At 41.8% G+C, this 11,864-nt stretch carries 10 protein-coding genes; 9 read left to right on the plus strand and 1 reads right to left on the minus strand.

Annotated features, from left to right (window positions below; genetic code table 11):
* Positions 1–19: 19 nt before the first annotated feature.
* The 9 genes from xerD (at position 20) to mazG (ending at position 9,270) form a co-directional block, all read left to right on the plus strand.
* The gene (gene xerD / locus CXF95_RS27300) at positions 20–934 is read left to right on the plus strand and encodes a site-specific tyrosine recombinase XerD (RefSeq protein ID WP_101201559.1); all 915 of its coding nucleotides are present in this window, start codon (positions 20–22) and stop codon (positions 932–934) included.
* 155 nt (positions 935–1,089) lie between these two features.
* Positions 1,090–1,821 carry a bifunctional protein-disulfide isomerase/oxidoreductase DsbC gene (gene dsbC / locus CXF95_RS27305; protein ID WP_101201560.1) on the plus strand — a complete coding sequence of 244 codons (732 nt, stop codon included), beginning with the start codon at positions 1,090–1,092 and terminating at the stop codon, positions 1,819–1,821.
* Between the two features lie 81 nt (positions 1,822–1,902).
* Entirely contained in the window at positions 1,903–3,621 is a 1,719-nt protein-coding gene (recJ, locus tag CXF95_RS27310) for a single-stranded-DNA-specific exonuclease RecJ (RefSeq protein ID WP_101201561.1), read from the plus strand.
* 162 nt (positions 3,622–3,783) lie between these two features.
* The gene (locus CXF95_RS27315; RefSeq protein ID WP_101201562.1) at positions 3,784–4,065 is read left to right on the plus strand and encodes a hypothetical protein; all 282 of its coding nucleotides are present in this window, start codon (positions 3,784–3,786) and stop codon (positions 4,063–4,065) included.
* A gap of 30 nt (positions 4,066–4,095) precedes the next feature.
* Positions 4,096–4,842: a DNA repair protein RecO gene (gene recO / locus CXF95_RS27320; protein ID WP_101201563.1), complete on the plus strand. Its 747-nt coding sequence runs from the start codon at positions 4,096–4,098 to the stop codon at positions 4,840–4,842.
* Positions 4,839–5,570 carry a pyridoxine 5'-phosphate synthase gene (gene pdxJ / locus CXF95_RS27325; protein WP_101201564.1) on the plus strand — a complete coding sequence of 244 codons (732 nt, stop codon included), beginning with the start codon at positions 4,839–4,841 and terminating at the stop codon, positions 5,568–5,570. The genes recO and pdxJ overlap by 4 nt, the downstream gene beginning before the upstream one ends.
* Before the next feature lie 5 nt (positions 5,571–5,575).
* Positions 5,576–5,956 carry a holo-ACP synthase gene (gene acpS, locus CXF95_RS27330; protein ID WP_101201565.1) on the plus strand — a complete coding sequence of 127 codons (381 nt, stop codon included), beginning with the start codon at positions 5,576–5,578 and terminating at the stop codon, positions 5,954–5,956.
* 313 nt (positions 5,957–6,269) lie between these two features.
* Positions 6,270–8,426: a GTP diphosphokinase gene (gene relA, locus CXF95_RS27335; protein WP_101201566.1), complete on the plus strand. Its 2,157-nt coding sequence runs from the start codon at positions 6,270–6,272 to the stop codon at positions 8,424–8,426.
* A gap of 1 nt (position 8,427) precedes the next feature.
* A complete protein-coding gene (gene mazG, locus CXF95_RS27340) occupies positions 8,428–9,270 on the plus strand; it encodes a nucleoside triphosphate pyrophosphohydrolase (protein ID WP_198556729.1) in 843 nt (280 codons plus the stop codon).
* A gap of 143 nt (positions 9,271–9,413) precedes the next feature.
* Here mazG and CXF95_RS27345 read toward each other — a convergent pair whose 3' ends face one another.
* Entirely contained in the window at positions 9,414–11,510 is a 2,097-nt protein-coding gene (locus CXF95_RS27345; protein ID WP_101201567.1) for a trypsin-like serine protease, read from the minus strand.
* Between the last annotated feature and the right edge of the window lie 354 nt (positions 11,511–11,864).

Below are 11,864 nucleotides of genomic sequence, written 5' to 3' on the forward strand. Positions count from 1 at the left end.
ATGAGTCACCTAAACTTTTATGCCGTTAAATACTGCCGATTCGAATCAGATAGAAAACTTTATTGAAGCCATGTGGTTAGAAAAGGGGTTAAGTGAAAATACCCTGAGTGCCTACCGTTCTGATTTAAACAAATTTGCACTTTATCTTGCCCGACAAAGTGAGGAAGGTAGAGCGGTACAATTGCTAGATTTTGAACAGGATGTTCTGAATCAATATTTAGCCACCCGTTATGACAGTGGGTTATCTGAACGCAGCACTTCCCGTTTTTTAAGTAGCTTACGGAGTTTGTGTCAATATATGCTGCGGCAAAAAATCCGCAATGACGATCCAGTAAGCCTACTGCAAAATCCCAAACTGCCTCAATCACTGCCTAAAACGTTGACCGAGTCGCAAGTTATCGATCTATTAAATGCGCCTAAAACCGACGATCCCATTCAATTACGTGATAAAGCCATGTTAGAGGTATTGTATGCCACAGGCTTGCGAGTAACCGAATTAGTCAGTTTACGATTGGACCAATTGAGTCTTCAACAAGGTGTGGTAAGAGTCACAGGTAAAGGCAATAAAGATAGACTGGTGCCGCTAGGCGAAGAAGCGATTGAGTGGGTTTCTACTTTTCTAAAGCAAGGGCGAACGGTGTTACTTAAATCCGAAAGTGACATTATTTTCCCAAGCAAACGTGGCGTAGCCATGACGCGGCAGACATTTTGGCATCGAATTAAGCTATATAGTCAAATCGCCAATATTCAAACTGACTTGTCACCCCACACCTTGCGTCATGCCTTTGCTACTCATTTACTTAATCACGGAGCAGACTTACGTGTTGTACAAATGTTGTTGGGACATAGTGACTTATCTACCACGCAAATTTATACTCATGTAGCGACAGAGCGATTGCAAAAACTTGTTGCGGAACATCATCCACGGGGATAATGAGTCAACATCAGATTAATAAACCTGTTGTTTGTTGTGGATTTTTAAATGCCATTGGTTTACATCTTGGGTTGGGCTAAACTAACCCCAATATCTTTTTGGAATTATTTCTTTTGTTTAGGGTCATATTACTAATGCAATTATTTGGAAAATCTATGAAAACATGGACAAAAATCGGCGCTGTTTTTAGCGGGTTAATGATAACCCTTAGTTTTAATCTGTCTGCTGCAGACAAAGTATCAAATTACGAACAGGTAAAAGCCAAACTTCAAGCGGGTCTTGGCATGCAAATAACCTCGATAGGTGATGCGCCTGTAACGGGTCTGTTGCAAATAATGACAGAAAAAGGATTGTTTTATACTAGCCAAGATGGCAAATACTTGCTGCAAGCACGTATTTATGACGTTGAAGAGGGTATGCGCAATGTTACCGAAGACGCTCTTGGCAGCGTACGTTTAGGCGGTTTAGCAGAATTCAATGATTCTGTAATCGAATATAAAGCTGATAATGAAAAGTATGTGGTCAATATCTTTACTGATATCACCTGTGGTTATTGCCGTAAGTTGCATAACCAAATGGATGAATACAATGAGTTGGGCATTACTGTGCGTTACTTAGCTTTCCCTCGTGGTGGCCTTAATAGTCGCACTTATACAGATATGGTATCGGTTTGGTGTGCAGAAGATAAGCAGGAAGCTATGGATAACGCTAAAGCTGGTGGCACAGTGGCTACTAAAAATTGTGAAAGTAAAGTAGCAGAGGAATACGCTTTTGGTCAGAAAATTGGCGTAAACGGTACACCTAATATTATTATGCCTGATGGCTCGGTTATTCCGGGTTACCAACCGCCTAAGCAACTTGAACAAGCGCTAAAAGCCCTGCTTTAAGCGTTTAAATTTTGTCATTATCAAGCCTGTATTTTTTAATGCAGGCTTTTTTTTTCACTTCTCCAATGGGTAATTATTTAAGTGCACATCAGCCGTAGACCCAAAAAAGATAGCCAACACCTTCCTGATCCCTTGCATCCACGATTAAAGCAAATCTATGCCGATAGAGGTGTAGAAGACGCTGCACAACTTAATCGCAGTGCAAAAGCATTGTTACATTACAACCAATTGCAAGGTGTTGAGAAGGCAGTTAGTTTGTTAGTTCAGGCAATAGCTACCAACAAAAAAATCATCATAGTGGGTGACTTTGATGCCGACGGTGCCACAAGCACTGCATTAAGTATGATGTCTTTGAGGATGCTGGGATCGACCAATCATGATTATTTAGTGCCGAATCGTTTTGATTTTGGGTATGGCTTAAGCCCAGAAATAGTAGAAGTTGCGGCTCAGCAACAAGCAGAAGTGATCATGACAGTCGACAATGGCATTGCTTGTTTTGCAGGTGTTGAAAAAGCCAAATCTTTGGGTATCACTGTCATTGTAACTGACCACCATTTAGCCGCTGATTCATTGCCCATTGCTGATGCAATTGTGAATCCAAACCAACCTGGTTGCGGATTTTTGTCTAAAAATTTAGCAGGTGTAGGTGTCGCGTTTTATTTAATGTTGGCGCTACGAGCAGAGCTGAAATCCAACGGTTGGCTTGAGCAACAAGGTTTATCGGTGCCCAACTTAGCCACATTATTAGATTTGGTGGCACTTGGCACTGTAGCCGATGTTGTTCCATTAGATGACAACAATAGAATACTGGTACATCAAGGTTTACAGCGTATTCGCAGCGACAAATGTCGGCCGGGCATACAGGCGATAATTGAAGTGGCGGGCAGGGAGAAAGGTCGTTTAGTTGCCTCTGACTTGGGTTTTGTAGTCGGGCCACGTCTGAATGCTGCTGGGCGACTAGACGATATGTCGTTGGGAATTGAATGTTTGATGACTGATGACCCTGGGCGTGCAAGGCAGATCGCTGTGCAGTTAGATAGCTTAAACCGTGAGAGGCGCGAAATAGAAGGGTCGATGCAGCAAGAAGCGGTTAAAGCTTTGGAGGGGTTAAATCTTGAAGAAAGCGCATTACCTTTTGGTTTAGTGTTATACCAAGCCGATTATCATCAAGGTGTGATTGGTATCCTAGCGGGCCGTATTAAAGATAAATATTATCGGCCAACGATCGCTTTTGCTCATCAGGACGATGACACACTTAAAGGTTCAGCTCGTTCTATTCCAGGTTTACATATTCGTGATTTACTTGAAGAAATAAACAGTCGATATCCCGATATCATCGGTAAATTTGGTGGCCATGCCATGGCAGCGGGTCTCAGTTTACCATTAAAAAACCTATCTGCTTTTGAACAAGTGTTTCATCAGATAGCTGAAGAAAATCTTAAAGATACCCCTTTAGCAGGGGAATTAATTTCTGATGGTGAGTTACAGACCGAAGACTTTACCTTAGCTTTTGCTCAATGTTTAAAAGATGCGGGGCCTTGGGGGCAGGGGTTTCCAGAGCCACTTTTTGATGGCGAATTCCAATTAATGGAGCAACGCTTAGTAGGCAGTAAACACTTAAAAATGATGGTTAAGCATGAAAGTGGGGTGTTGATCGATGCTATTGCTTTTAATGTCGACTTGGCTTTGTGGCCTAATGCACAATGCAGTCATGTGAATCTTGCTTATAAGTTAGACATCAACGAGTTTCGTGGCAGAACTAGTTTGCAGTTAATGGTCGAAGGCGTGAGCGCTTTATAGCGCCAATTCAAAAGCTGATAGATATTCAGTGATGGACACGTCTTGAATTGACCCATCACCCGTTGCTCTGAAATAAGCATTTTGCGGTGAGTTGGGTATAATTATTTATGTAGTTTGCGATAAGTGCTAGAATTGTTTTTTTAATTCAATTTATTAGTGGTCATGGTAAAAAAAACCGATGTAGAAAAATTGCTGGATAAGCACGATAACCTTACTCATTCTGAAGAGTTGGTCGTCATTTCACATGTCCAGAGAAAAGACGATGACTGGTTTATGAATACCTTGTTGGTTGAGGGTACAGAAGTGCCTTTTAAATTCCGACGCAGAAAGGTATATAAAAATCTGACTGGAGCGAGAGTCAATTTAACTTATTACCCCATTAAAGAAGAAATTGCGGGTATGGAGTTTGAAGCGATGAAAGTTGTGCGAATAAAAGTGAGTTAGTCTTAAACTTGTTATATAAGAGTTTTGACGTTGCTACCTGAGCAACTTACTGGCTTTGTGTTACATCGACGCTCATATCGAGAAACCAGCTATTTAACCGATTTATTTACTCTTGAACTAGGTAAAGTCAGTGCCGTTGCCAGAGGTGTCCGGGGGAATAAAGGCGACAAAAAAAGTTTATTGCAGTCATTTCAACCGTTGTTGCTATCGGTTTCGGGTAAACATGAATTGCGTAACCTTCATCAATTAGAATCAGCCGGATCCATGTTGCAACTAGTTGGTCATCAATTATTTTCAGCCATGTATTTGAATGAGTTACTCAATCGATTATTACCTAAAGAAGTCCCTCATCCTGAGTTATTTCTAGCCTATCAGCAAAGCCTAACATGGTTAGCGAATGGCGGAGATATCGAACCCTGTTTACGTCAATTTGAATTATCTCTGTTAGATGACATGGGGTATGGTATTGATTTAACAATCGAATATGAAAATGGAAAAACTGTCGAGCCTAATGTCGATTATTGTTTGGTCCTAGAAAATGGTATCAAACGTATTGATGTTAGTGCAAATGGTGCGCTAGGATCGAATCGATTCAGCGGAGAAGCATTGTTACAAGTGAGTCATCATATTTGGACGCCAAACAGTCTACAATGTGCAAAACGAATTACCAGAATGGCACTCTCACCGCTACTAGGTCGTAAACCGCTAAAGAGCCGAGAGCTGTTTCAACAAACTTGGAAGGCTGTAAAACCAGCTAATATTGGGAATGGGAAATGAAGGAAATTTTACTCGGTGTAAATATTGATCATATTGCAACCTTGCGCAATGCCAGAGGCACCGCCTATCCAGATCCTGTGCATGCAGCAGAAGTGGCCGAAAGAGCTGGCGCTGATGGGATTACGGTGCATTTGCGTGAAGACAGACGACATATTAATGATCGCGATGTACGTATTCTTAAACAAACCATTCAAACCCGCATGAACCTTGAGATGGCAGTTACCGAAGAAATGTTACTGATTGCAGAGCAAATAGGCCCCGAATTTTGTTGTTTGGTTCCTGAGAAGCGAGAAGAGTTAACCACAGAAGGCGGCTTAGATGTGGCGGGCAATCAATTAAAAATGAATGCTGCTTGTGCTCGTTTAGCTGCCGCGGGCATTTTGGTGTCGTTATTTATTGATGCCGATAAAAAGCAAATTGATGCAGCTGTAGAAGCAAAGGCGCCTTATATAGAAATCCACACGGGTCAGTATGCAGCAACTAACAATGATGCAGAACAACAAAAAGAGTTAGGTGTTTTGATCGCAGGTATTCAGTACGCACATTCAAAAGGCCTGAAGGTTAATGCTGGTCATGGTTTGCATTATCACAATGTAAAACCTATTGCGGCTATCCCTGAGTTGTATGAACTCAATATTGGCCATGCGATTATTGCCCGCGCTGCATTTGATGGTTTGCATCAGGCCGTGACAGATATGCGCCGATTGATGCAAGAAGCAAGAGCATAAGCGCCGTGGCGATTATGGGGCTGGGTACTGATGTAGTAGAAATAGCCAGAATTGCTAGTCAATTAGATAAGTCACAGCGTCTAGCAGAACGTGTATTAACGCCAACAGAAATGCAAAGCTTTAAGGCTCACAAATTCCCTGAACGGTTTTTAGCTAAGCGTTTTGCTGCCAAAGAAGCCGCAGTCAAGGCGCTAGGCACTGGCATTGGTAGTGGCGTCAGTTTTCAAAATGTGGAAGTGGTGAATTTGTCTTCGGGCCAACCCACACTTGTGTTTTCAGGTAAATTTGCTGAACTATGTGAGAAACATAATATCAGTCGTAGTTTTATCTCAATTTCCGATGAACAACATTATGCAATGGCCACCGTTGTTTTAGAGTCTAGCTAATTTTAACGGTCATAAAATTAATGGTCGTTAGCGCACTATTTTGGTGCCACTAAGGGCAAGTGTGATGCAACTATAATCAGTAACCCCGTTTTAGACCTCTTTATAGTGCAGATTTAGGCAATAAATATTGGCTCGTAATATGAAAGTCATATGAAAGTAATATGGAAAAACATAAAAAAATACGAGCTTATTATTTGAATCCAAGTGAAATTAAACGAGCTTTGTATGAAAAATGTGAACTTAGTTTATGTTATGCCACTCAATTATTGCTTAATTTACCTTGTCAGGTTTTGTTGAAGTAGGACAGATTTATATGGTTTCGATTCGCACAGTACACGAAGATCAACGCCCGCCCTTTGACCAATGGTTGGCAGGTTTAAACCTGCCTGAGGCAACCAAACAAAAACTCAGAGATGTATCCGATACGCCAGAGATATTGCTGATTGGGCAAGAGATGGTGGAAATCCTTCACGAATTACACATGGATGACGAAACCCTTCAAGCTGCGTTGATCTACCCCTATTGCCAAGTACATGAGTTGGATGAAGAGCAAATCACCGAACAGTTTGGTCAAGGAATTCAAAAGCTAATTGTGGGCGTCAGGCGTATGGATGCGATCAAATCTTTGCATACCCGTGCAAACAGTAAAAAGAAAAATGATGAAGTCCAGATTGATAACGTGCGTCGTATGTTGTTGGCTATGGTAGAAGATGTTCGGGCTGTGGTGCTTAAGCTTGCCGAACGTATTTGTACCTTACAAAAAGTCAAACATGAAGATGAAGAAACGCGGGTTTTGGTGGCTCGCGAGTGCGCAAATATTTATGCGCCGCTGGCTAATCGATTAGGTATAGGTCAACTAAAATGGGAACTGGAAGATCACTCCTTTCGCTATTTACATCCCAACACGTACAAACAAATTGCCTCGTTATTAGACGAACGCCGCGCTGACCGACAGCAATATATTGAGGATTTTGTGGGTGAATTACAAGAGGTACTCGATTCACAAAATATTAAAGTTAAGGTTTACGGTAGGCCTAAACACATTTATAGCATCTGGAAAAAGATGCAGAAAAAACATCTTGATTTTGAACAACTTTATGACATTCGAGCGGTGCGTATTATTGCTGATCGCCTGCAAGATTGTTATGCCGCATTAGGCGTAGTGCATGCCACGTGGAAACATATTCCTGATGAATTCGATGATTATATCGCTACGCCGAAGCCCAATGGTTATCAATCCATTCATACTGTGACTTTGGGTAAACAAGGTAAAACCATCGAAATTCAAATTCGTACCGCACAAATGCATGAAGATGCCGAGCTAGGTGTGGCCGCACATTGGCGCTATAAAGAAGGGACTACTTCAAGCCGATCTGGTTATGAAGAACGGATTAACTGGCTGCGTAAAATATTACTTTGGCAGGAAGAAGTCGCAGACAGTGGCGATTTAGTCGAAGAGTTACGTAGTCAGGTATTTGATGATCGTGTTTATGTGTTTACGCCTAGAGGTGATGTGGTTGATTTACCTCATGGTTCAACGCCGTTGGATTTTGCATATTACATTCACAGTAATGTCGGTCATAGATGTATAGGCGCAAAAATTGCTGGCAGGATTGTGCCTTTTACTTATGAATTACAAACTGGCGATCAAGTTGAAATTCTCACAGGTAAACGTTCAAACCCCAGTCGAGATTGGATGCACCCTGGCTTAGGTTATGTCTATTCGTCCCGTGCCCGTGCCAAAATTCAAACCTACTTTAAGAAACAAGATAAAGATAAAAACCAGCAAGCTGGTAAAGAATTACTCGATAGAGAATTGAGCAAAATCAATTTTGAGTCGAAGATGGCTAACGAAGCAACCACTCGTTTCAACATGCAAAACCTCGATGACTTGTATGCAGCCATTGGTGCTGGCGACATACGTATTATGCAGGTAGTGCACTTTTTACAACAAAAGTATGCACCTGAACCTGAATTAAAAATTAGGTCAAAAAAACCACAACCCGCTAAATTCAAAAAAGACAGTATAGTGGTGGAAGGAGTGGGAAATTTATTGAATCAAATTGCTGGATGTTGCCAACCGTTACCCGGTGAATCTATCTTAGGTTATATCACCCAAGGGCGTGGGGTGAGTGTGCATAGAGGAGACTGCGAACAACTCAATAACCTATTAGATCAACACCCAGAACGACAAATTGACGTTAATTGGGCCAGCAATTTACAAGCGGCGTTTCAAACCAAAGTACATGTTTTGAGCGATGACAGAGCGGGTATTTTAAGAGATGTCACTACGGTTATCGCCAACGAAAGAGTCAGTTTGCTAGGCGTAAACAGCATCAGTGATACTAAGCTCAACAGAGCTAAAATAGAATTAAGCCTAGAAGTAAAAGACCTATCCTGTTTGTCAAAAGCTATAAGCCGGTTGCAACTTATTAAAGGTGTTACTGAGGTATTTAAGGTCGATAAGTAATATGCAAAAAACTGATGCCAAGACCGGCCAATTGTTAGGTTTATTAGAGATTATGCAGCAATTACGCGCGCCTAAAACAGGATGTCCGTGGGATCAAAAACAAAGTTTTGAAAGCATAGTGCCTCACACAATTGAAGAAACTTACGAAGTGGCCGACGCTATTTTTAGTGGGAATATGCAAGATATCAAAGACGAATTGGGTGATTTGTTGTTTCAAATTGTGTTTTACGCGCAGCTTGGAACAGAGCAGGGCGAATTTGATTTTGAGGATATTGCTAAGGCCATCAGTGATAAGTTGATACGACGTCATCCCCATGTGTTTGCTGTGCCTCATGAGTGTGATGCAACGAAGCTTAAAGAAAATGAGCACAACACCCAAGATGAGCTCAACAATCAGTGGGAACAGATAAAAGCACAAGAACGCGCTAGCAAAAACGAAGAGATAGATACCAGTACCTTGGCCAATATTCCTCAGGGCATGACACCTTTACTGCGAGCACAAAAAATACAGAAAAAATGCTCTAAAGTTGGATTTGACTGGACTGAATTGCCGCCGGTAGTCGATAAAATTTATGAAGAAATAGAAGAAGTTTTAGCTGAAGTGAATACATCAGAACCTGATCAACAGGCCGTGGAGGAAGAGATTAGGGACTTATTGTTCGCAGTTGTAAACTTAGCCAGACATACCTCAGTCAACGCTGAAACAGCATTAATAAAAGCCAATCGTAAATTCGAAAAGCGTTTTAGGCAAGTTGAACAAGTGATTGAAAAACAAGGGCTTAGCATAGAATCTGCTAGTCTTCAGCAAATGGAAGCCGCTTGGCAGCACATCAAAAGCCGATAAATATACCCACCTTATATTCATTAATTTTATCTTTGCATAAACTTTTGGGCATAGACTTTCCGGTTCGCTAAACTTTTTACCTGAGATATAAAAAAGGCAGGATATAATGTAAATATCCTGCCTTTTAAAGTCATTTTTGATGATTATATTTTAGTTCTGAGTCTGAATACTAAGCCAAATAAACACAGCATTATCCATCCTAAACTACCACCGCCTGAAGAGTTTGATACAACAGGTGTTGGCAGAAAGACGGGGGGCGTCACGGGAGTAAAGACGACATTGCGCACAAAACCTTTATCATCACCTTCAAAGGCTGAGTCATCTTTAGTATACACCCAGCTAATGACATGAAATCCGGCTCCTAACTCTAACAAAGCACGGGTATCCTCGTATGTGGCCACGTCCACTTCACCGGTAATAAAATCGATCAATTGGTTGTCGATATAAAAGTCTAAGGTGTCAAAAGGATCACCCTCGGCGTCGGTGTTCTCTTCAGAGGACACGCCCCAGTTAAAGGTTAACGAGCCTTCCCCTTCTATTAAGGCTATCAATACACTTTCCTGACGATCGGATATCGCCCCACTCTCCACTCCACCTATGGTGTTGGCAATCCAAGGTAAATTACCCCCAGAAAACCATGACACCTGATCATTTGCGGGGCCAGCAACGCCAACCAACTCATTCGCAGCATCTAAGGCTTCACCTAGCAACACACTTTGACTGACGCTGACATTAGGGTTATCAGAGGTTATGATGACTTTTGCATTGTGATTACCGCTAAACGTAGGGCTATAACTTACGACTAATTGACAACTTGCATTGGCTGCTAGGTTATTACAGTTACTTGTATCCAGACTAAATTCGCTGTCGCCTTCGATAGCAAAACTCACATTAGTGCTTTCACTGGCATTATTTGCTACCCGTAATTCGACAATTGTTTCAAAGTTACGGGGAGTGCGGCCAAAGTCTTGCAATTGGTCAATTGCAACACCATCAGTGATGGTGTCTATCCACTCTTTAAATTCGGATACCCGAGTGTAAACACCTGGATAGCCTGCTGCTGCACAGCCAAAGCCCCAACTCACGATACCGACTTGTAGCACCTCGGAACCGGTATTCACCACTAATGGCCCACCACTGTCTCCCTGACATGAGCCTCTTCCTCCTTCTGATACTGCTGCACATATCATGACGTCGCTAACATTAACGTTGTCTGCAGGTCTGCCAAAACTTTCGCCTAATGCTTCTCTGCACTGAGCGTTGGTCGATAGCCGTAAGTCAACTTTATGTAATATATCTGGGAAATCAGACGTCGGGCCCTCATTCGGAGCATAACCTTCACGACCACCCCAGCCGGCTACTGTTGCTAGGCTGTTTTCAATGGCATACTGATTCGTTAAGGCTGAGTCTGCAATTTGTACCGCTGCTGGCGCATTAATTGGAGCAGAAACAAGCTCTACAAGGGCAATGTCGTTATCAAATTCTTCATTATCATAAAGAGGATGAATATAGATATTGGCAATATCCATAGCATTTTCGGCCCCGTCGGATAAATCATATTCCCCTACGTTCATTTTAAATCGAGTGATGTCAGCATTATCCACACAGTGAGCTGCGGTAAGCACCCATTTATCGCCTAAAAACGAAGCACCACATGAGGCGTCTTGTTGTAATTCAGTGGTTTCACTGACTGATAACGAGGCGATACTGCCGACTTGTTCTAAAAGAGCAAAGCCATCGTCTCGGGTGATAGCGACAACAGGAATGGTGCCCGCGTATTCATCTCCCAGAGTGCCAGAAATATTGCCAATTTCTTCATTGTTATAAATAATGGCACCAGTACCACCGCCGGCTTCGCAATTGTCTGCTTTTTCAGAAAAATTAACATCGCCGCGCTCTATCAAACACACCTTACCGGTTGCATCAATACAGACTGCATCACCAATTCCGCAAGCAATGATTTCACCGCTGGCTTGACCACCAACACCAGACGTAAAGGATCTTGTTTCGTAATTGACGTTGTTGACACTCAGTGATGTTGCTAACTCATTAAAAGTGATGACATAGGCTGTCATCCACGGCCAGTTCTCTTGGATGGCTTCTTCACCACCAACAATACGTGTTTCAGCAATTTGATTATTCACTTTGTTTGAAGGTGATAACGGGCTTTTTGCCGCCACTGCAAAGCCACAAATTAAAATTAAGGCAGTGGTGATACCCGTTTTCAAAAAACTATTCATCAAAAATACTCCAAGTGACTTGCTCACAAATTTTATACTGCATTCGGTCATATTAAGTTGCGTACACAAAATTAATAGACCGCTATAGTCGATGTTTATTTCCAAAGTTTCAACTGGATTATTGGTCAAAACCTGTTTGGATTTAACGACACCTCTACGAAAGTCTCTCATCCCAACATAATCATAAATACGGATTGGTATTAATCGATAATCCAAAGGTCAGCAAGATTAGGAATAACTAATCTTGCTCGTAGCAGCAAGTGTCATAGTATCACTAGCATCTTTAAAGGCTTATATTAAGGTCATACCTAAGACATAAATTTCATAACCGTAAAAAAACTAGGTATGTTTTTT

Origin of the sequence: Paraglaciecola sp. MB-3u-78 (assembly GCF_002835935.1) — a bacterium.
Lineage (GTDB): Bacteria > Pseudomonadota > Gammaproteobacteria > Enterobacterales > Alteromonadaceae > Paraglaciecola.

Excerpts from the sequence above, each read along its gene's own strand:
- xerD (WP_101201559.1), top strand. The coding sequence starts at position 20 with ATGCCGTTAAATACTGCCGATTCGAATCAGATAGAAAACTTTATTGAA.
- dsbC (WP_101201560.1), top strand. The coding sequence starts at position 1,090 with ATGAAAACATGGACAAAAATCGGCGCTGTTTTTAGCGGGTTAATGATA.
- CXF95_RS27315 (WP_101201562.1), top strand. The coding sequence starts at position 3,784 with ATGGTAAAAAAAACCGATGTAGAAAAATTGCTGGATAAGCACGATAAC.
- pdxJ (WP_101201564.1), top strand. The coding sequence starts at position 4,839 with ATGAAGGAAATTTTACTCGGTGTAAATATTGATCATATTGCAACCTTG.
- relA (WP_101201566.1), top strand. The coding sequence starts at position 6,270 with ATGGTTTCGATTCGCACAGTACACGAAGATCAACGCCCGCCCTTTGAC.
- mazG (WP_198556729.1), top strand. The coding sequence starts at position 8,428 with ATGCAAAAAACTGATGCCAAGACCGGCCAATTGTTAGGTTTATTAGAG.
- CXF95_RS27345 (WP_101201567.1), bottom strand. The coding sequence starts at position 11,510 with ATGAATAGTTTTTTGAAAACGGGTATCACCACTGCCTTAATTTTAATT.